This is a genomic window from Halorubellus litoreus, from assembly GCF_037081675.1.
Lineage (GTDB): Archaea > Halobacteriota > Halobacteria > Halobacteriales > Natrialbaceae > Halorubellus > Halorubellus litoreus.
The window spans coordinates 311,125-329,967 of sequence record NZ_JAZAQL010000002.1 but is presented as its reverse complement, the minus strand read 5'-3'; the positions used below and the strand labels follow the sequence as shown (position 1 = coordinate 329,967).

Genomic DNA, 18,843 nt, shown 5'->3' with positions numbered 1-18,843 from the left:
CGCCGGGCGCGAACGTCAACCCAGTGAGCGACGGCTCTCGAACCAACGGCGCGGTAGACCCGCGAACCATCGGGCTCGTCGGCGGGCTATTCGTGCTCTCCGCGGCCGCTGGCGCGTACGAGATAGCGCCCGCGAGCGTCGTGCCGCTCGTCCGCGACGGCCTCGGCATCGGCCCGACCGCGGCTGGCTGGCTCGTGAGCGTGATGTACCTGACCGCGGTCGTCCTCTCCGTCCCAGTCGGCGTCGCGCTCGACCGGTTCGACGTCCGGAACGCCGTCGCCGCGGCCGCCGTCGGCCTGCTCGTCGCCGGCGTCTGGGGGTGGCGGGCCGCGACCGAGGGCGCGTACTGGTCGCTCGTCGCCTCCCGCGTCCTCGGTGGCGTCGCCTACGTCCTGTTCTGGAACGCGGGCGCGGACCTCGTCGGGCAGGCCGTCGACGCGGACGTCCGCGCGACCGCCGTGAGCGCGTTCACCGCGAGCGCACCCGTCGGGTTCGCGTTCGGCCAGTTCGGCGCCCCGCTCGTCGCCGACGCGTTCGGATGGCCCGCCATCTTCCCGTTCTTCGCTACCGTCGCCGTCATCGGCGTCACCGCGTTCCTCGCCGCGACCACCGGCGAGTCCTTCCGCGGCGCCATGGAGACGCCCGCGCCGACGCGCGCCGAGTTCCGGAACGTGTTCGCGAACCGCGCCGTCTGGACGCTCTCCGCGCTCTCGTTCCTCGCGTTCTCGCTCTACCTCTTCCTCAACACGTGGCTGCCGAGCTACCTCGAGGGCGAACTCGACGTCTCGCTCGCGCTCGCCGGCGCCCTCACCGCCCTCTTCCCCGCGGTCGGCGTCGTCGCCCGCACCGGCGGCGGCGTGCTCTCCGACCGCCTGTTCGACGGCCGCCGCCGTCCCGTCGTCGTCCTCTCGTTCGCCGGCACCGCGCCCGCGCTCGTCGGGTTCGTCGCCATCGCGGACGTCCCCGCGGTCGTCGCGTTCACCGTCGTCTCCGGGTTCACGATACAGCTCGCGCTCGGCCTCCTGTTCTCGTACGTCACCGAGGTCGTCCCCGCCGAGGTGACGACCACCGCCATCTCGACGATGACGAGCGTCGGGCTCTTCGGCGCGTTCCTCGCCCCGATCGTCGCCGGCGAACTCATCGCCCGCTACGGCTACCAGGTCGCGTTCCTCGCGGCGCTCGTCGTCGCACTCGCCGGCCTCGCGCTCGCCGTCCGCGCCCCAGAACCCGGCGCGTGACATGCGTCGAGCAGCGAATCAATCGTGAGCGTCGTCTCGTCAGCGTTCGTGGAACGTGAGGTAGTGACCGTCGGGGTCCCGCACGCGGACTGCGGTCGCGTCCGCGTCGCCCGCCTCGCCGTCCGTGAGCGGTTCGCGGGCGTCGACGCGGTCCGCGATCGCCGCCGCGGCCGCCGCCGGGTCGTCGGTCGCGAACCCGAGGTCGACGTGCACGCCGCCGCGAGCGTCCGCGAGCCCGAGATGGGGCTCCCAGAGCTCGAGCGCCATCGGGCCGTGCATCCGGACGCGAACGCGGTCCGCGCCGCGGTCGACCGTCTCGAACCCGAGGGCCGCGTAGAACGCCTCCGCCGCGTCGAGATCCGTCACTTCGAGGACGACCTCGAACACGCCGTCGATACCGGGCCCGTCGACGTCCGTCTGGCCGAGTTCCACGCAGTTCCCGTCGTCGTCGTAACAGTACAGCGAGCGCGCGTCACCGAAGACGTGCTCGTCGAGCGCGAACCCGGCGTCCTCCAGTGCATCCCACCAGTCGTCGTACTCGTCGCTCGGGATGCTCATCGCGTAGTGCGTGTGGAGGCCACCGCGCGGGACCGCGTCCGGACGCCGCAGCACGAGCGCGGTGTCGCCCGCGGCGAACGCCACCTGCTCGCCAACGTCCGCGAGCGCCGCCGGAAGCGACCCGTCCGCTATCGCGTCCATCGCGAGAGTCTCACCGTAGAACGCGCGCGCCGCAGCCAGGTCCTTCACCTCCAGTGCCAACCACGAGAGCCCCGAGAGCATACCTGCTCGTTCGCCCGACACACCCAAGAACCTTCGCCGGGCGACGAGCGCCGCGGAGTCCGCGACGCGACGCTCGCGGCCGTCCCGTCAGTCCCCTGCCGGACCGCTCGCGGCCCGCGTTCCCGCCCGTCGCGCCGGGAGCACGGTCGACACGCTCACGTCCCCATCGTGCGCGACCGTCACCTCCTGACTGGCGTACGTGAACGTCACCGAGCCGTTCCCCGGACCGTCGACGACCGCGTCCAGGACGTCCGGGTCGATGGACGTGGCGAGCGGCGGGAGCGACAGGGCGTCGCGCTCGGTCGCGTCCGCGACAGCCAGTACGACCGTTTCCATGATCTCTCCAGTCGAAGACTCCATGTCTACGCCTTGGCACGACCCGGCATAAGTGCCACGGCCAGAAGACGCCCATACGACACCGTAGGCAGCCCCTAACGCCCGATTTCTCGTGTCTTGGGTGAGAGGGAAAGAGCGCGTGCAGGGACGTGGGGTGCGGCGAGCCCGTCAGTTGTCGAACGCTTCGCGGAGTTCCTCGTCGACCTCCCACGTCCCGTCGCCCTTCCCGCGGAGGAGCTCGATGCTCGCACGGAACAGCGACACCTGCGTGTCGAACAGCGAGTACAGCGGCGAGAGCGGGCCGAGCAGCTCTCTGGACCCGAGGAGGACGAACGCGCCGAGCGCCGCGAGCACGCCGACGCCAGCGAGCGGCTGTACCGCGACGCCGACCGCGGCCGCGACGAGGACGACGTCGAGCATCACGAGCCACGGCGACACCACCATGAACCACCAGTTGAACGGCAGCACCACCCGCCCGTAGTTCCCGTACCCCCCGAGCGCGTCCCGGTGCTGTGCGAGCAACCGGATGAGGCCCATCCCGCGGCGGTCCTTCTGCGTGCGGCGCTTCCGGAACGCCGAATGACTCGCCTCCATGTACTGGACCGCCGGGTCGAACACCACGCGGTGATCCGCGCCCCGCCGACGGATGCGCAGCGCGAGTTCGGTGTCGTCCGCGAGCGAGTTCGGGTCGATGGGCGTGATGGCGTCGTTCTCGAACGCCGAGAACGGCCCGTGGAAGATGAACGTCGAATCCAGATGGCTCTCCAGCGTCTGGATGTGCGACTGCACGCCCCGATACCCCGTCTCGACGTCACTCCCACCGAGGACCTCGACGTTCGTGCCCGTGACGGCTGCCACTTCCGGGTCAGCGAGGTTCGCCGCAGCCTCCCGCAGCACGTCCTCGGGGAGCAACGAATCGCAGTCCGTCTTCACCACCATCTCGTACTTCGCAGCCGCGTACGCGTCGTTGAGTGCAGGTGCGAGCCCCCGACGCTCGTCCTCCTCGATGAGGTTCAACTCGGGGTGCTCGCGGTCAGCGAAGTACTCGCGGACGATCTCGCGCGTCTCGTCGTCCGACGAATCCACCACCACGAGCTCGACCTTCTCCATCGGATAGTCGAGCGCCATCACGTCGTCGAGCTTCTTCTCGACGATACCCGACTCGTTGTACGTCGGCAGCACGATACTCACGTTCGGCTCCGCAGGCTCCTTCGCCGCCGGCGACCCCGACGGTCGCTTGAGCGCATAGACCACCCCGAACGCGAGATACGGCGCGAACGTCACCGCCACAGCCACGCCCGCGACCACGACCAGCCAGTTCATACCCCCGCGTTCCCCGCCAGCACGCAAAACGATGACGGCATCCCGCCCACGGAACCATCGGACAGCCACTATCAACCACCAATCGTCGGACAGCCAACCATCGACCGCCACCCCTCAGCCAGCCACTTATCGACCGCCAACCCTCAGCCAGCCACTTATCGACCGCCAACCCTCAGCCAGCCACTTATCGACCGCCGAGCGAACGCGAGGGTTTTTCCCGCTGTGGCGAGCATCCCCGAGAGAGAATGGGCGAGTACGACGACGTCTGCGTGCTGGTGCCGACCTACAACGAAGCCGAAACCATCGACGAGGTCGTCACCGGCATGCACGCCGAAGGGTTCGACGACGTCCTCGTCGTCGACGGCCACTCCACCGACGGCACGCGCGAACTCGCCAGCGACGCCGGCGCCACCGTCATCACCCAGACCGAAGGCGGCCGCGGCTCCGGGAAAGGCCAAGCCGTCCGCGACGGCGTCGCCTACACGAACAAACCCGTCGTCCTCATGCTCGACGGCGACGGCACGTACCTCCCCGAGGACGCCCACCGCATGCTCGAACCGATACTCGAAGGACGCGCCGACCACGTCGTCGGCGACCGCTTCGCGGACATGGAACGCGGCGCGATGCCGCGCCTCAACCAGTTCGGGAACAGCATGATCAACCACGGCTTCAACGCCATCCACGGCCAGCACCTCGGCGACATCCTCTCGGGCTACCGCGCGTTCACCCGCGACTCGTTCTTCGAGATGAACCTCAACGCCGACGGCTTCGGAATCGAGACCGAGATGGCCGTCGAAGCCCGCCGGAACGACCACCGCATCCACGTCACCGACATCACGTACGTGTCCCGACCCGACGCCAGCGAATCGAACCTCCGACCGTTCAGAGACGGCGGCGTCATCCTCCTCACGCTCTACCTCCGCGCGAAAACCCACAACCCCCTGTTCTACTTCGGGAGCATCGGCGGCGTCCTCACCCTCGTCGGGACCATCATCGGCGCCTTCGTCCTCTACGACTGGTTCGTCAACAGAGTCCCCCACGAGGTGCTCGCGCCCGCCGGCGGCTTCATCTTCGTCCTCGGCGCGCAGTTCCTCATCTTCGGCGTCCTCGCCGACCTCCTCGTCTCCCTCCACGAGGAACAACGCCAGCGCCTCGAACGCATCGCTCGCGAAGAGATTGGGACGACCGACGGCGACGCGAAAACGCCCATCCAGACGACGTTCGACGACCACGCCCCGCACGCCCACGACGCCGACGGCACCGAGAGCACCGAAGACGACACCGAAACCAGCGACCGAGACCACAGCGCCACGGCCGACGCAGTCGACAACTAGCGCGCCAGAACACACCCACGAACGCCTCAGAACGGGAGCACGCGCCGCACGCGCTCTATGACCGACACCCCACGCTCCCGACGCCGCTCGAACACCGGATGCAGCGCGTTCAACAACTCCTGCTCGTCACCGAACTCCTCGACCTCCACCTCCGCGAGCACCTCCGCAAGTCGGACCGAATGCCCGCGCGTATCGTACGGTACCTCGACGTGCCCAACCGACTCCCGGAGCTCGCGCTTCGACGCCGGATAGGACACGTCGAACGACTCGAGCCAGTCGTCGACCGCAGCGATACCGAACGCCACAGTCGCCGGTTCCTCGTCGTCGTCGTCAGCAGGCGGCCGCATCCCCATACCCGCCCGTATCACCCGAACCCCAAAGAAACTGTTCCGACTCAGCACCCACTCCGACGCCCCATCACCCGACCGTCCGCGGACGCAAACCCCTTCACCCTCCACCCCCACACCACCACCATGACCGACTACACCACCGTCTCCATCCCCAAAGACCTCGCCGACCGCGTCGACGAAACCATCGAAGGCACCAGCTTCTCCAGCACCTCAGACCTCGTCCGCTTCCTCCTCCGCAGCATCGTCATCCAACACGAACAATCAGACGGCCTCACCGAAGCCGAATTCGAGGAGATCGCCGAACAACTCCAAGACCTCGGGTACCTCGAGTGACGACGGCGCTTCGACGAGACCGGCTGGGACCGGAGGGTCCCTGAGACTACGCGACGCCGCGACTGGTGACGTGAACGTGATGCTTTTTCGAGCGGGTAGCGAACGTCAAGGAGAATGAGTGAACAGAATCTCGTGGATCGGACAGTTCTGGTTACGGGCGGTGCGGGTTTCATCGGGAGTCACCTCGTGGACGCGCTCGTCGAGGAGAACGAGGTCAGGGTACTCGACGACCTCTCGACGGGACAGGTGGCGCGCCTTCCGGACGACGTGGAACTCGTGCACGGGGACGTCCGCAACGAAGAGCTCGTCGCACACGCGACGAAGGACGTCGACGTCGTGTTCCATCAGGCGGCGAACGTGAGCGTGCCCGCGAGCGTCGAGAACCCGATGACGACTGACGCGGTGAACGTCGACGGCACGCTCGCGGTGCTCGAAGCCGCCCGCGAGGAGGACGCCCGCGTCGTCGTCGCATCCAGCTGTGCAGTGTACGGAGACCCACTTTCGTTACCACTCGCTGAAACCGACCGGTTACGCCCCGAATCGCCGTACGGTGTCCAGAAGGCCACCGTGGACGAATACGCGCGCCTCTACAACGAACTCTACGGGTTGGAGACCGTCGCCCTCCGTTACTTCAACGTCTACGGGCCGCGTCAGGGCGACGGCGGTGGGTACAGCGGCGTCATCTCCATCTTCCTCGAACAAGCACGTAACGGCGAGGACGTCACCGTGGAGGGCGACGGCTCCCAGACTCGGGACTTCGTTCACGTCTCCGACGTCGTCCGAGCGAACCTCGCCGCAGCGACGACCGACGCAGTCGGCGAGGCGTTCAACGTCTGCACGGGGACAGAGACGTCGGTCCTCGAGCTCGCCGAGCACGTCGTCGAGCACGTCGACTCGAACGCCGATATCGTCAACGTCGAGGAGCGCGCCGGCGACATCGCTCGAAGTTACGGCGACGACACCAAAGCCCGGCACCAGCTCGAGTTCGAGACGACCGTCGAGCTGGAAGACGGTATCCGGGATCTCTCCACCCGGTAACGGTCGCGAGTCTCGTCGGCGCGCTCGTTCGTCGACCCGGGGGCGTGGATTACACAGGGCTTATGCCCAAACGGGTCACGTCGTGGAACATGAACGAGGTGCGGGAGCGGACCGAGGCGTTCCTCGAGGACCGCGACGACGCGGAGGGCGACCTGCGCGCAGTGCTGGCGGTCGACGCGGAGACCGAGACGTGGGCGTTCGACGACGTCCCCGTGGACTCGGGACGCTTCGGCGAACTCGTCTCCCGTGGCATCGTCGAGGACGCCGGGGACGGATACTGCCTCTCGGATCCGGATGCCGTTCGTGGCGTACTCGACGGGGACGTGGACGGGGTGGACGCAACGGACGGGGCGTTCGAGCTCCCTTCGATTACGGGGCGTGTGGGCCGAGAGGAGGCCGTCTCGGTCGTCCTCGCCGTTACCTCGGTCGTGCTCATGCGGTTGGTCGCGTTCCAGTCCGTCTTCCGGGAGGGCCTGGTCGTGTTGCTCGGGAACGACCCGTATCTGTATCGCTACTGGACGGAGCGCGTGACGGCGAACGCATCGGGACCGTTCGACGCGGCGTTCGGGACGTCGATGGGAGCGATGGCGGACGGTGAGCCGTTACTGGTCGCGATGCTCTCGTGGTGGACGAGCGTCCTCGGTGGAGCGAGTGCTGCAGGCGGCGTGCTGGCGTGGTACCCGGTCGTTGCGGCCGTCGTCGTCGCCAGCCTGCTGTACGTTGCCGTGCGCCTCCTGACGTCCGACCGACGCGTCGCCCTGGCAGCGATCGTGATACTCGCAGTGACGCCCGAACACGCACTCCGTACTGCGGTCGGATTCGCTGACCATCACGCGTTCGACTACGTCTGGCTGGGGACGACGCTGGTGGGCGTCCTCCTCGCCGAACGCGCCAGCGGTGGCCGTACGGCCGAAGACATCGTCGCTGCTGGACTGATCGCAGTGGGTGTGACCGGACAGGTGTTGGCGTGGGAGGCGGGGCCGTTGCTCGCCGTGCCGGTCGGACTGTACGCCGTCGTTCGGGCCGTTCGGTCCGTACGGACAGAGAACGACCCAGTTCAGTCCCTGATGCCAGTCATCGCTGGGACCGCTGGAGCCGGGGCGATGACGTTCGCCGCACACGCCACGTTCGGCTGGCATTCGACCGTCGTCGCCGCGACGCCGGCCCTCCTGTTCGCGGGCGTCGTCGCCGTCGCCGGCGTCGCTGCCGTCTGCCAGCGATACGACCGAAGCCCGCGAGAGGTCCTCGCCGTCGAGGTCGTCGCTGGCGTCGTCGTCACAGCAGTCGCCGTCGTGACGATTCCCGGCCTCGAAGCGGCGCTCGCCCCACGGCTCGCGTTCCTCCTTTCGTCGCCGGACATCGCGGAATCGAAGTCGCTTTTCAGTCCCGCCGCCGGCTCCCTCTTCGGGCCGGTGCTCGCGTTCGGCCTCGCGTTCTTCGTCGGCCTCCCGTACCTCACCTGGGTCACCGCGACCGTCGCCCGAGGTTCGAACGCGACGTGGACTGCGCCAGTCGTCTACGCCTGGTGGTTCCTGGCCCTGGCGATCATCCAGGTGCGATTCGCGGGTGAGCTCGCCGCGTTCCTCGCTATCTTCACCGGCGTCGGGTTCGTCCATCTCGCCTCGGTCGTCGACATCACGCCAACGCGGCCAGCCGTCCTCGACGCCGACGCTGCCGAGGAAGCCGCCTGGCGGCCGTCGTTGCCCGCTCGGTCGACGGTCGTCTCGATAGCAGTCCTGTTCGTGCTCGTTGGTGGTCTCGGAGCCGTCCAGACACCGCTTCAGGTGTCGAAGGTTACCGTCGACGACGGGACCGTCGAGGCGGTACAGGCGGCTGATTCGGTCGCCGAAAGCCACGACCGGCGCTATCCCGAGAACTACGTGTTCAGTCGCTGGGGGTACAATCGGCTCTACAACTACTTCGTGAACGGCGAGTCTCGCTCGTACGCGTACGCCCGCTCCGAGTACCAAGCGTTCCTGTCGGCGAGCGATGGGAAGGCGTGGTACAACAAGTTGCGGCGAGACTCGAGAGCGGGATTCGTCGTCACGGAGGACCTGCAGAACGCCAATCTGTCTGACGACAGCTTGCACGCACGATTACACGGTCACTGGGGGAGTGCGTCGAACTCGTCGACCGGTCTATCGCATTACCGAGCCATCTACGCGTCGCCCGACGCCAGCCTCAAGCTGTTCGAGGTCGTGCCAGGTGCGACGATCATCGCACCAGCTCCCGATGATGCACCCGTCACTGCGTCGACGACAGTCGACGTCTCCGGGCACGAGGTGACGTACGAGCGGACCGTCGAACCGTTCGCCGCCGGCGTCGTTCGTCTCACCGTCCCGTACGCGTCGACGTACGAGGTCGGCGATCGAACCGTCTCGATAGACCCGACCGCGATCCGTGATAGCGAGCGATACGACCTCTTCGACGGGTCGGGTGCAGTGTGGGCGTTCGAGAACGGGACGGGAGACGTCGCGTACGAGACGGAGAACGGGAATCACGGCGTGCTCCGCGGCGGGACGTGGACGACGACCGACGCGAGCGGGACCGGTATCTCGCTCAGACCGAGCCAGACGGTGCAAGCACCGAACGCGACGGTCGGCGTCGACACTGCCGAGTCGTTCGCACTGACCGTCGAGTTCAAGACGAACGCGTCGACGGACTACGAGAACGACATCAAGTATCCGCGTCTGGCACTCCACGGGCCGGTGACGAGTTATCGCGAGACCGACGGCTACCAGCTCGCGATGGCCGAAGGCCGACTCGTGGCTGCCATCGGCGACGGCGAGGACGCCGTCGTCCTGACGGGGCCGCGGGTCGACGACCAGCAGTTCCACGACGCAACGCTTCGTCGCGACGGAGAGGCCGTCGAGCTCCTCCTCGACGGCGACGTCGTCGACACCGCGACGTGGCGCGGTTCGCTCGACGTCGACGGCGACGCGTTCACCATCGGACGAGGCTTCCACGGCACGATGACGGCGGTCAGCGTCGACACGACGAACGGCTCCTCGCGCAACATGACGGTGTCGAGCGCTGCCCGTGGCGCGTGCATTACAGGGAACGAGCTTCGGAACGCGTTCGACTTCGAGCGTTCGCCACCAGCTCCGGAAGCGGCTCAGCCCACGCGATATAAGAGCTTATACGGTATCGTGTCCGATTAGGCGACAATGGATTCCGGGTTCCGGTACCGCCTCACGAGTATCAGCGCCGTCCTGGCGCTCGTGGTCGGTGCCTGCGTCGTCGCGAACACCGCGAGCGTCCAGCGCGCCGTCGGCACGATCCCGCTCTTCTCGAATCTGCCGGTTACGACGTACGACGGCGACGCGCTGATTCCGGTCGTCGCAACTACGCTCATCGTCGTGTTCGCATGGTCGTTCCCCCTCTTCAAGCCGAAACCCTCGCGTGGTATCGAGACGTTCGGAGTGGCTGGGAAGCGCGTCCTCTACGCGGTCGTGTCGCTCGCCGCCATCGGATACTTCGACTACACGTACGCACTGCCGCGACTGATGTTGCTCGCGCTCGGTGGCGTCCTACTCGCGACCGTCCCGCTGGTCGTCACCCTGCTACGGCAGTCGGACTCGACCGATGGACAGACGAGAATCGTCGTCGGCGACGACCCCGAACGCATCGAGGACCTCGTCGAGAGCCATCCAGAGGAACTCCTCGGGTACGTCTCGCCGATGAGCCGGTACGCGAACGAGTCCGAGCGCGAGACCCAGGACGGCCGCGTGCTCGCGGACGGCTTCGGTGGTGACGACGTGAAGCATCTCGGTGGCCTCCCGCGGCTGGACGACGTGCTCGTGGACCACGACGTCGACCGCGCACTCCTCGCGTTCGAGGACCCGGACCGCGGCGACTTCTTCGGCGCCCTCCAGACGTGCTACGACAACGGCGTCGTCGCAGAGGTCGAGCGGTCCTACGACAACCTCGTCCTCACGGAAGCCCGCGAACGCGGGCTCGCGAGCGGCGAGCAGCGGTCGAACGCCGACGACCACTTCGTGGAGACGAACCTCGAACCGTGGGACGCGCAGGACCGCGTCCTGAAGCGAGCGTTCGACGTGGCGTTCGCCGCTCTCGCACTGCTGGTAACGCTTCCAGTGACGGTCGCGATCGCTGTCGCGATCAAGTTCGATAGCCCAGGACCAGTGTTCTTCGTGCAGGACCGCACGTTCCGGTTCGGTGGCACCTTCCGGTTCTACAAGTTCCGGAGCATGGTCGCCAACGCGGAGGACGAGTCCGGCGTGAAGATAAGCGAGGAGGACGCAGGCGGGGTCGACCCGCGCGTCACGCGCGTCGGCCGGTTCCTCCGGACGACGCACCTCGACGAGATACCCCAGCTCTGGTCGGTCCTCGTCGGGGACATGAGCGTCGTCGGCCCGCGGCCCGCGCAGACCGATATCGAGCACGAGTTCGAATCCGGCGTCCCCCGGTGGCCCCAGCGCTGGTTCGTGAAACCGGGGCTCACGGGACTCGCGCAGATTCGAGGCGTGACGGGACACGAGCCCGCCGAGAAGTTACAGAACGACCTCGAGTACATCCACCGGCAATCGTTCTGGCTGGACGGGAAGATCGTCGGCCGGGAGCTCTACGACGTCTTGTCGGACGCGGTCGGTGCGCTCCGACGATAGCTCGGGAGGGTCCCGTCTGCGAACGTCAGGACCGTCTTCGCGCTCGCGTCGAGAGAGTTCGTCGAGTCGAACACGCGCGAGGATTCGGCCACGATAGCGTCCGTATCAAGCACGTCGTGCGCGACGAACACGGCGACGAGGTCGTAGTCACCGTAGGCTGGCCTCGTCGTGAGGACGTCCACGCCGTCGTCGACCGGCGCGTCCGCGGCGACCGGGTCGTACGCGGCGACCGTCCCGCAGGTGTCTGCGAGTCGGTTGCACGCCGCGACGGCCGGCGAGTTCCGATAGTCCGTGACGTTCGGTTTGTACGTCAATCCGACCACGAGCACGGACGCTTCGTTCGGGGCGATGTCGTCCGCACGGAGCGCGTCGCGGGTGCGAGCAGCGACTCGCGACGGCATCCGGTCGTTGACCTCGGCCGCGGTCTCGACCATCGCGAGGCGGTCGTCCTCCTGGCGCGCTCGCCACGAGAGAAACTTCGGGTCGACGGGGATGCAGTGCCCGCCAGCGCCGACACCGGGGTAGAACGCCTGGAATCCGAACGGTTTGGTGCTCGCCGCCTCGATGGCCTCCCAGATGTCGACGTCGAAGTCGTCGGCGACCGCCGCGAGTTCGTTCACGAGACTGATGTTCACGAGTCGGTACGTGTTCTCGAGGAGTTTCGACGCGGCAGCAACCTGCGTCGAGGACACCGGATGCACGGTCTTGGCGACCTCGTCGAACAACGCCGACGCCACAGCCACTCCACGTTCGGTGTCCGACCCGACGACGACGGGGATATCGCTCAGTTCGAACGCACTGCCGGGGTTCAGGCGCTCCGGGACGACTGCGACGAGCGCGTCATCCGAATCGAGACCACCTCGCTCGATGGCAGGGCGAACGACGTCGCCGACAGTACCCGGATAGACGGTGCTCGCGACCACGAACAACGTCTCCTCGCCAGGCGCCCGCTGCGCTGTCGCGGTCTCCACGGCTGCTTCCACCGCCGACACGTCAGGCGTACCATCCGGATTCACGCCCGTCGGGACGGCGAACGCGAGAACCGCACAGTCACCGAGCGCGTCCGCATCGGTCGTCGGCGTGAATCCGTTCGCGAGCGCGGCATCGAGGGCGTCCCCGGAGACGTCCTCGACGTAGCTCTCCCCCTCCCTGAGTGCGTCGACGCGCTCCGCATCGACGTCGTAGCCGACCACGTCCAGACCCGCCTGCTGGAACGCAACGCTCAGCGGAAGACCGACGTACCCGAGACCCACCACGCCAAGCGACGCATCACCCGCATCGATGGCGTCGAGCATCGAACCCATGACGCTATCCTCGGCGCGAACTATACTTCAAGCTTGGTTTTCTGCTCCTCGACCACGTCGGCGAGAATCGTCTCGAGGTCCGTGTCCGGCGCGTACCCGAGGGCGGATTCCAGCTTCTCAGTCGCCGGATACCGTCGCGGGGGTTCCTCGAAGTCGTCGCCGTACACCTCGTCAAACGGCACGTGTTCGACCGGGGAATCGGAGCCCGCCGCTGCCTTCACGCGGTCCGCGAGTTCGTTAATCGTCACCGGCTCGGAGGACCCGACGTTGAACACGTCACCGGTCGCAGCGTCGGTCTGCATGAGATCGAAGACGACTTCGCACGCATCCTGGACGTGCGTGAAGCTCCGGGTCTGCGTACCATCGCCATACACCGTGATTGGGTCACCTCGGAGTGCCTGCTCGACGAACGTCGGAATGACCATCCCGTAATCGCCGACCTGGCGCGGCCCGACGATGTTGAAGAACCGTCCGACGACGACCGGTAGCCCGTTCTCCTGGTGGTGCGCGAGCCCGAGGAACTCGTCGAGCGCCTTCGCGTTCGCGTACCCCCACCGCGGGACCGTCGTCGGACCCAGCACGCGATCGTCGTCCTCGTCGAACGGCACGTCCAAAGACTTCCCGTACACCTCCGACGACGACGCGACGAACACGGGCGTCCCGTCCTCCGCAGCCGGGTCCAGGACGTTCTGCGTCCCCTCGACGTTCGTCTTGAGCGACAGCAAGGGCTCGTTCACGACCTTCTCGACGCCCACCGCCGCCGCGAAGTGATACACCTCGTCCGCCGAAGCAACCGCCTCCCGCATCGCCGCCTCGTCGCGGACGTCCAGCTCGTCCACGTCCACGCGGTCGTCCTCGCGCAACCCCGCGACGTTCCCGGGCACGCCCGTCGAGAAGTCGTCCACGATGTGGACGTCGTACCCCGTCTCCGCGAGCAGGTACTCCGCGAAGTGCGATCCGATGAACCCGCCACCGCCGGTAAGTAACGCACGCATCTTGGTCCGCACCTCGACGGTACGCAGCCAAAGAGATACCGGAACACGAGAGACACAGAGAAAGCCACCGAGGCGAGGGACCTGCTCCACGACCCGAAGCGACCGCCGACCGACCAGCCGGCAGCGCCATCGCCGTCCACAACGAACTACAGACGTTTTATAGTTCGACCCGGTACGTTCCGTACCGATGACGCTGCGAACGACGGTCGTCACACAAGACGATCCCTTCTACGTCCCCCACTTCTTCGAGGCCTTCTTCGACGCACTCGACGACGACGTCGTCGTGGACCGCGTCGTCTGCCTGCGACCGTTCGACGAGCGGACCGTCGACCTCGCCCGTCGGATGTTCCGCTTCTACGGCCCACGGAACTTCGCGATCCGCAGTCTCCAGTACGCCTACCGGACGGTCATGGACGGCATCGGCGATAACGCGTTCTCGGTCGCGACGGTCGCCGCCGCGAACGACGTCCCCGTCGAGGAACGCAACACCGTCAACGACGACGGGTTCGTCGACGGACTTCGGGAACGCGACGTCGACGTCGTCCTGTCGGTGTCGGCACCAGAGATCTTCGAGGTCGACGTCCTCGACGCCCCGAACTGGGGTTGTCTGAACGTCCACACGGCCGACCTCCCGAAGTACCGCGGCATGATGCCGACGTTCTGGGCGCTCTACCACGGCGACGACGAGATCGGCGTCACCGTCCACACGATGGAGGAAGAACTCGACCGCGGCAACGCCGTCCGTTCGGACTCGTTCCCCGTCACCGCCGACGACACGCTCGACGACGTCATCCTCGAAGGCAAGCGTCGCGGCGGCCGCGCCGCCGCCTACGCACTCGGCGACGTTGCCCGAGACGAGGTCACAGAGCGCGCCCTCACCGGCGAAAGCTCTTACTTCTCGTTCCCGACGCGAGCAGAAAGACGGGAACTCCAGGATCGAGGGAGGAATCTATTATGAACGATTTCTACATGACAGTCGACGTCGAAGACTGGTTCCACACGCATAATCTTGAACCCGGTATCTCTCGGGAAACCTGGGACGACAGGGAGTTTCGTGCAGAAAAGAACACGAGATCGATTCTCGAGATGTTCGAGAAACATGACGTAACTGCAACCTTCTTCGTGCTCGGCTGGGTCGCGGAACGAGCACCCGACCTCATAAGAGATATCGAGGCTGCAGGCCACGAAGTCGCCAGCCACGGGTACGGCCACGAGTTGCTCTATGAACTCTCCCGCGAGGAACTTCGCGCCGATCTCGAACATGCCCACGACGTGCTGAGTGACCTCGTCGACCAACCCATTCGTGGGTACCGTGCACCCGCGTTCTCCATCACGGAGAGGGCGATTCAGGAGTTGGAGCGCCTAGGGTATACGTACGACTCAAGTTCACACGACGCGGTCGTACACGATCGGTATCGTAGTCTGGATTTCACATCGGACGAAGTCTTCGTAACCCCGGAGGAAACGACAATGACCGAGGCACAATTATCAACAATCGAACTTCTCGGGCGGAACATTCCATGGGCAGGTGGCGGGTGGTTCCGCTTCATCCCGTACAAGATATTCCGACGTGGGGTGGAACGAATCAGCAAACGTCAGCCGTACATTTTTTATATCCACCCGTGGGAGCTCGACACAGAGCAACCTTCAGTTGATGGCGTACCCCTTTCTGCTCGAATCAGGCACCGCACGAATATCTCTCGATCGCAATCGCGTCTTGACGACCTCCTGTCGCGGTTCGACTGGAAACCACTTGCGGCGAGATTCGGAGAGAACGGCTACTGATTCATCCCCTAGATTTCATTTCGTCGAACAGGTTTGCATACGCATCTACCGAGTGTTCCTTCGTGTAATTCGACTCGAAGCACTCTCTCGCGTTGCGGCCCATTTCTTCGACACGACTTGTGTTATCGGCCCACGATTCTAGCACGTCTGCCACCTCATTCGCTTTCCCTTGGTCGATTTGGGCCCCAGAGTCGGACCGTTCTACGACGCGTGCAACCTCGTCAGTCTGACTGACCAAAGCAAGTATGGGGTCACCAGCAGCTAACGACGAGTAAAGTTTCGAGGAGACACAGATTCCTTCCATTCCAGGGTCAGTCGTGACGAGGGAAGCGTCACCACTCGTTAGACTTTCGGGGAGACGTTCGTAGGGTTGGAACGGGAGGAAGCGGACGTTCTCGATGTTCTTCTCTCGAACGCGTTCCTGATACATCTCCTTGCGGCCGCCCTCACCAATCACGAGTAACTGGATGTCGTCGCGTCCGCGGTCCTCCAGTTCGTCGATGGCATCGATCGCCGTCCCGACGTCGTGGTATCGACCGATGTTACCCGAGTACAGCAGCGTGAACTTGTCTCGCAGGTCGTGCTCCCGCGAGAATTCGTTCTCGGACTTCTCCATGGGTTCGATGAACGAGTCGTCTTCCCAGTTCGCGATCTGCACGACCTTCTCAGGGTCGAACCCTGGATCGTCAGCCATCTTCTCGACGAGACGTCTTTCCATCGATTCGCCGAGGACCACGATGCGGTCCGCATCACGGTATACGTGTCGGATGGCGTATTCCCAGGCTCGCGCGACCATACCGTTCTCGGAGAGATATCCGAGCTCGACGGGCATGTCAGGGTACATGTCGTAGATGAGGTACGCGTACTGGGTGCCGCGGACACGCTTCGCGAGGTACGTCGCGAAGGGGAGGATGGGTGGGTTTGAGAGTACGAGGTTCGTTTCATTCCGGTCTCCGTGGCGCAACAGGTATACGAGCACCAGGATCCCAAATGTGAACCAGTTCACAACTCGGAGAAGTAGTCTATCCTTATGGAACCGGGTTCCACGGAGTCGGCGAACCGAGACGCCTTCGTACGTCTCCCGTCGCGGAACGTCTGCATCTATGTCTGATTCGTGATAGTTAGGAAGTCCGGTCACGACCTCCACGTCGAATCTATCCGTGAGACCGGTCGCAAGGTCCGTCATCAACTGCGCAGTCGAGGTCTCCTCCGGACTGAAATATTCCGTCAATATCCGGATGTTTCCCCCCTGCGGCGACTTACTCGACATATAGCCACCTCATCCTGCCCCCGACCTATCAGTTTCGGAATCTTGAGCCGTTGCAGGCGTCCAAACAGAAGGTATATACAGTTGCTAACAGCGATTGCACGTATGGATTGGGAGGACTCCAAGACGCTAGTGACCGGCGGTGCAGGGTTCATCGGAAGTCATCTGACAGAACGGCTCGTTGCCGAAGGAGCGGACGTAGTTGTCGCCGACGATTTCTCTCGCGGAAGCCTAGACAACATATCTCATCTCGAAGCGGACATCGAGCTCGTGCCAGCAGATTTGACCACCCAGGAGGGGTGCATGAAGGCGACCGAGGACGTGGACCACGTCTTTCACCTCGCTGCAAGCGTCGGGGGTATCCACTACATCCAGCGCGAAAACATCGGGGGACTCACGCCCAGCGTGTTGATGAACCAGCACATGCTCGAAGCAGCACGCATCCAGAACGTCGAGAACTTCCTCTTCGCGTCGAGTGCGTGCATCTACCGCCAACAGCACGACGAACTCAACCGGTTCTCTGAGGAGCAAGCTATTCCTGCCAATCCCCACAGCACGTACGGGTGGGCAAAGATACTGGGCGAAGTCGCGTGTCAGGCGTATCACGAGGACTGCGACCTGAGCACAGGAATGGTCCGCATCTTCAACTGTTACGGACCACGTGAGAGTCTTGACCCGGACAGTAGCCACGTCATCCCCTCTCTCTGTCGGAAGGTCCTCGAAGCAGATGAGGGTGGAGAGATTGAACTGTTCGGCGACGGAACCCAGGAGCGGGGCTTCATCTACGTTACCGACCTCGTCGAGGGGATGCTCCGCGCGATGGACCGGAAGGTCGACGGAGAGCCGATCAACCTCGGGAACGCAGTCGAAGTTGTCTCGATGAACGAGCTCGCTGAAACTATCATCGACATCTCGGGGAAGGACCTCGAGATCGCACACGACCTCTCCAAACCCACGGGGACCGACAAGTACGCAGCGGACGATTCGAAGATGCACGATGCGCTTGACTGGCGTCCAAGCGTGTCGCTCGAGGAAGGGGTTAGGGAGGTCTATCGATACGCTTCGGAAGAGCTGGACGTCGAGAGTGCCACGGCGGTGCCGGGTGATTCGCAATGAGCGTTTCCGGTGATAGCGTCCTCGTCACTGGTGGTGCATCGTTCATCGGTAGCCATCTCGTCGAAGAACTCGTCGACCGGGGTGCGGACGTCCGCGTAGCAGATGACTTCTCGAGCGGAGAGCTCGATAACCTCGCGGCCGTGGAGGACGAGATTCAGGTTTTCGACGGGAACCTCAAGCATTATGACTTTGCCTCTAAGGCCACGGAGGACATCGACAGGGTGTTCCACCTCGCCGCAGATCACGGTGGTCGGGGGTACATCTCGAATTATCCGGCGAATTGCGCGACGAACATGGCACTCGACAACATCGTGTTCGAGACCGCGGTCAAGAACGACGTTGAGAAGATTACGTTCGCCTCCAGTGCGTGTACGTATCCTACGGACATCCAACAGGAGCGACGTCGACTCCGCGAGGACATGGTAAGCTTCGACGAGCGCGGCGGCGCCTACGCCGACGAAGCGTATGGGTGGGCTAAGCTCATGGGCGAGCGCTCGCTGCAGGCGTTCCATGAACAGTACGGCGTTGATGCAAGTTCGGTCCGCATCTTCACGGCCTACGGACCACGCGAAAACGAGACTCACGCCATCGTCGCACTCATCGCGAAAGCATTTGCCAAGCAGGACCCCTACCAAATCTGGGGTGACGGTGAGCAAACACGGAACTTCACCTACGTGGAGGACATCGTCAACGCGCTCGTCCTCGCGAATGAAAAGATAACCGACGGGACTCCCGTGAACGCTGGTATTCCGGACTACATCTCTATCAACGAGGTAGCGGACGCAATCTTCGATTCGTTGGATTGGCATCCGGACGAAATCAATCACATGACCGAGAAGCCGGTCGGCGTTCGGCATCGTGCCGCGGACACCACTCGAGCGGAGGAACTTCTCGGGTGGGAACCACAGTATACCCTCGCTGAGGGCATGAAGAAGACGATCGACTGGTACGTCGACAATCACGACGAGGCACACGTGCGCGAGAATCTGGAAACGCTACTCCACGAACGGTAGGTC

At 64.9% G+C, this 18,843-nt stretch carries 17 protein-coding genes; 10 read left to right on the top strand and 7 right to left on the bottom strand.

Annotated features, from left to right (window positions below; genetic code table 11):
- The first annotated feature begins 23 nt into the window (after window positions 1-23).
- Window positions 24-1,238 carry an MFS transporter gene (locus VYJ16_RS08865; RefSeq protein ID WP_336349953.1) on the top strand — a complete coding sequence of 405 codons (1,215 nt, stop codon included), beginning with the start codon at window positions 24-26 and terminating at the stop codon, window positions 1,236-1,238.
- 39 nt (window positions 1,239-1,277) lie between these two features.
- On the opposite strand, the gene VYJ16_RS08860 is transcribed toward VYJ16_RS08865, so the two are convergent.
- The 3 genes from VYJ16_RS08860 to VYJ16_RS08850 form a co-directional block, all read right to left on the bottom strand.
- Window positions 1,278-2,018 carry a VOC family protein gene (locus VYJ16_RS08860; protein WP_336349952.1) on the bottom strand — a complete coding sequence of 247 codons (741 nt, stop codon included), beginning with the start codon at window positions 2,016-2,018 and terminating at the stop codon, window positions 1,278-1,280.
- Between the two features lie 87 nt (window positions 2,019-2,105).
- Entirely contained in the window at window positions 2,106-2,354 is a 249-nt protein-coding gene (locus VYJ16_RS08855) for a HalOD1 output domain-containing protein (protein WP_336349951.1), read from the bottom strand.
- Between the two features lie 168 nt (window positions 2,355-2,522).
- On the bottom strand, window positions 2,523-3,677 hold the full coding sequence (locus VYJ16_RS08850; RefSeq protein WP_336349950.1) for a glycosyltransferase: 1,155 nt from the start codon (window positions 3,675-3,677) through the stop codon (window positions 2,523-2,525).
- 245 nt (window positions 3,678-3,922) lie between these two features.
- Here VYJ16_RS08850 and aglJ point away from each other — a divergent pair, with 245 nt between their 5' ends.
- On the top strand, window positions 3,923-5,011 hold the full coding sequence (aglJ, locus tag VYJ16_RS08845; RefSeq protein ID WP_336349949.1) for an S-layer glycoprotein N-glycosyltransferase AglJ: 1,089 nt from the start codon (window positions 3,923-3,925) through the stop codon (window positions 5,009-5,011).
- A gap of 26 nt (window positions 5,012-5,037) precedes the next feature.
- On the opposite strand, the gene VYJ16_RS08840 is transcribed toward aglJ, so the two are convergent.
- Window positions 5,038-5,364 (bottom strand): DUF5789 family protein, encoded by a 327-nt coding sequence (locus VYJ16_RS08840; RefSeq protein ID WP_336349948.1) that lies wholly within the window; start codon window positions 5,362-5,364, stop codon window positions 5,038-5,040.
- Between the two features lie 120 nt (window positions 5,365-5,484).
- Between VYJ16_RS08840 and VYJ16_RS08835 the strand changes: the two genes are divergently transcribed.
- From VYJ16_RS08835 to VYJ16_RS08820, 4 genes are all read left to right on the top strand, one after another.
- A complete protein-coding gene (locus VYJ16_RS08835) occupies window positions 5,485-5,694 on the top strand; it encodes a ribbon-helix-helix domain-containing protein (RefSeq protein WP_336349947.1) in 210 nt (69 codons plus the stop codon).
- Between the two features lie 114 nt (window positions 5,695-5,808).
- Window positions 5,809-6,732 carry an NAD-dependent epimerase/dehydratase family protein gene (locus VYJ16_RS08830; protein WP_336349946.1) on the top strand — a complete coding sequence of 308 codons (924 nt, stop codon included), beginning with the start codon at window positions 5,809-5,811 and terminating at the stop codon, window positions 6,730-6,732.
- Window positions 6,733-6,821: 89 nt separating this feature from the next.
- On the top strand, window positions 6,822-9,893 hold the full coding sequence (locus VYJ16_RS08825; RefSeq protein WP_336349945.1) for an STT3 domain-containing protein: 3,072 nt from the start codon (window positions 6,822-6,824) through the stop codon (window positions 9,891-9,893).
- Between the two features lie 6 nt (window positions 9,894-9,899).
- Window positions 9,900-11,360 (top strand): sugar transferase, encoded by a 1,461-nt coding sequence (locus tag VYJ16_RS08820; RefSeq protein WP_336349944.1) that lies wholly within the window; start codon window positions 9,900-9,902, stop codon window positions 11,358-11,360.
- On the opposite strand, the gene VYJ16_RS08815 is transcribed toward VYJ16_RS08820, so the two are convergent.
- Together VYJ16_RS08815 and VYJ16_RS08810 are read right to left on the bottom strand one after the other, a co-directional pair.
- The gene (locus VYJ16_RS08815; protein WP_336349943.1) at window positions 11,318-12,664 is read right to left on the bottom strand and encodes a nucleotide sugar dehydrogenase; all 1,347 of its coding nucleotides are present in this window, start codon (window positions 12,662-12,664) and stop codon (window positions 11,318-11,320) included. The genes VYJ16_RS08820 and VYJ16_RS08815 overlap by 43 nt on opposite strands.
- A gap of 20 nt (window positions 12,665-12,684) precedes the next feature.
- Complete coding sequence (locus tag VYJ16_RS08810; RefSeq protein WP_336349942.1) at window positions 12,685-13,659, bottom strand: NAD-dependent epimerase/dehydratase family protein; 975 nt, start codon at window positions 13,657-13,659, stop codon at window positions 12,685-12,687.
- Window positions 13,660-13,846: 187 nt separating this feature from the next.
- Here VYJ16_RS08810 and VYJ16_RS08805 point away from each other — a divergent pair, with 187 nt between their 5' ends.
- Together VYJ16_RS08805 and VYJ16_RS08800 are read left to right on the top strand one after the other, a co-directional pair.
- Entirely contained in the window at window positions 13,847-14,617 is a 771-nt protein-coding gene (locus tag VYJ16_RS08805) for a formyltransferase family protein (RefSeq protein WP_336349941.1), read from the top strand.
- Window positions 14,614-15,444, top strand: coding sequence for an XrtA system polysaccharide deacetylase (locus tag VYJ16_RS08800; protein ID WP_336349940.1), 831 nt, complete (start codon window positions 14,614-14,616; stop codon window positions 15,442-15,444). The genes VYJ16_RS08805 and VYJ16_RS08800 overlap by 4 nt, the downstream gene beginning before the upstream one ends.
- 1 nt (window position 15,445) lies before the next feature.
- Here VYJ16_RS08800 and VYJ16_RS08795 read toward each other — a convergent pair whose 3' ends face one another.
- Window positions 15,446-16,630 carry a glycosyltransferase family 4 protein gene (locus tag VYJ16_RS08795; RefSeq protein ID WP_336349939.1) on the bottom strand — a complete coding sequence of 395 codons (1,185 nt, stop codon included), beginning with the start codon at window positions 16,628-16,630 and terminating at the stop codon, window positions 15,446-15,448.
- A 186-nt stretch (window positions 16,631-16,816) separates the two neighbouring features.
- Here VYJ16_RS08795 and VYJ16_RS08790 point away from each other — a divergent pair, with 186 nt between their 5' ends.
- Both VYJ16_RS08790 and VYJ16_RS08785 read left to right on the top strand, forming a co-directional pair.
- On the top strand, window positions 16,817-17,827 hold the full coding sequence (locus tag VYJ16_RS08790) for an NAD-dependent epimerase/dehydratase family protein (protein WP_336349938.1): 1,011 nt from the start codon (window positions 16,817-16,819) through the stop codon (window positions 17,825-17,827).
- Window positions 17,824-18,840, top strand: coding sequence for an NAD-dependent epimerase/dehydratase family protein (locus tag VYJ16_RS08785; RefSeq protein WP_336349937.1), 1,017 nt, complete (start codon window positions 17,824-17,826; stop codon window positions 18,838-18,840). The genes VYJ16_RS08790 and VYJ16_RS08785 overlap by 4 nt, the downstream gene beginning before the upstream one ends.
- Window positions 18,841-18,843: the final 3 nt, after the last annotated feature.

What these genes read in the sequence shown, in the direction of transcription:
- VYJ16_RS08860 (WP_336349952.1), bottom strand. Translation starts at nt 2,018, where the DNA reads ATGCTCTCGGGGCTCTCGTGGTTGGCACTGGAGGTGAAGGACCTGGCT.
- VYJ16_RS08855 (WP_336349951.1), bottom strand. Translation starts at nt 2,354, where the DNA reads ATGGAAACGGTCGTACTGGCTGTCGCGGACGCGACCGAGCGCGACGCC.
- VYJ16_RS08850 (WP_336349950.1), bottom strand. Translation starts at nt 3,677, where the DNA reads ATGAACTGGCTGGTCGTGGTCGCGGGCGTGGCTGTGGCGGTGACGTTC.
- aglJ (WP_336349949.1), top strand. Translation starts at nt 3,923, where the DNA reads ATGGGCGAGTACGACGACGTCTGCGTGCTGGTGCCGACCTACAACGAA.
- VYJ16_RS08840 (WP_336349948.1), bottom strand. Translation starts at nt 5,364, where the DNA reads ATGGGGATGCGGCCGCCTGCTGACGACGACGACGAGGAACCGGCGACT.
- VYJ16_RS08835 (WP_336349947.1), top strand. Translation starts at nt 5,485, where the DNA reads ATGACCGACTACACCACCGTCTCCATCCCCAAAGACCTCGCCGACCGC.
- VYJ16_RS08830 (WP_336349946.1), top strand. Translation starts at nt 5,809, where the DNA reads ATGAGTGAACAGAATCTCGTGGATCGGACAGTTCTGGTTACGGGCGGT.
- VYJ16_RS08825 (WP_336349945.1), top strand. Translation starts at nt 6,822, where the DNA reads ATGAACGAGGTGCGGGAGCGGACCGAGGCGTTCCTCGAGGACCGCGAC.
- VYJ16_RS08820 (WP_336349944.1), top strand. Translation starts at nt 9,900, where the DNA reads ATGGATTCCGGGTTCCGGTACCGCCTCACGAGTATCAGCGCCGTCCTG.
- VYJ16_RS08815 (WP_336349943.1), bottom strand. Translation starts at nt 12,664, where the DNA reads ATGGGTTCGATGCTCGACGCCATCGATGCGGGTGATGCGTCGCTTGGC.
- VYJ16_RS08810 (WP_336349942.1), bottom strand. Translation starts at nt 13,659, where the DNA reads ATGCGTGCGTTACTTACCGGCGGTGGCGGGTTCATCGGATCGCACTTC.
- VYJ16_RS08805 (WP_336349941.1), top strand. Translation starts at nt 13,847, where the DNA reads ATGACGCTGCGAACGACGGTCGTCACACAAGACGATCCCTTCTACGTC.
- VYJ16_RS08800 (WP_336349940.1), top strand. Translation starts at nt 14,614, where the DNA reads ATGAACGATTTCTACATGACAGTCGACGTCGAAGACTGGTTCCACACG.
- VYJ16_RS08795 (WP_336349939.1), bottom strand. Translation starts at nt 16,630, where the DNA reads ATGACGGACCTTGCGACCGGTCTCACGGATAGATTCGACGTGGAGGTC.
- VYJ16_RS08790 (WP_336349938.1), top strand. Translation starts at nt 16,817, where the DNA reads ATGGATTGGGAGGACTCCAAGACGCTAGTGACCGGCGGTGCAGGGTTC.
- VYJ16_RS08785 (WP_336349937.1), top strand. Translation starts at nt 17,824, where the DNA reads ATGAGCGTTTCCGGTGATAGCGTCCTCGTCACTGGTGGTGCATCGTTC.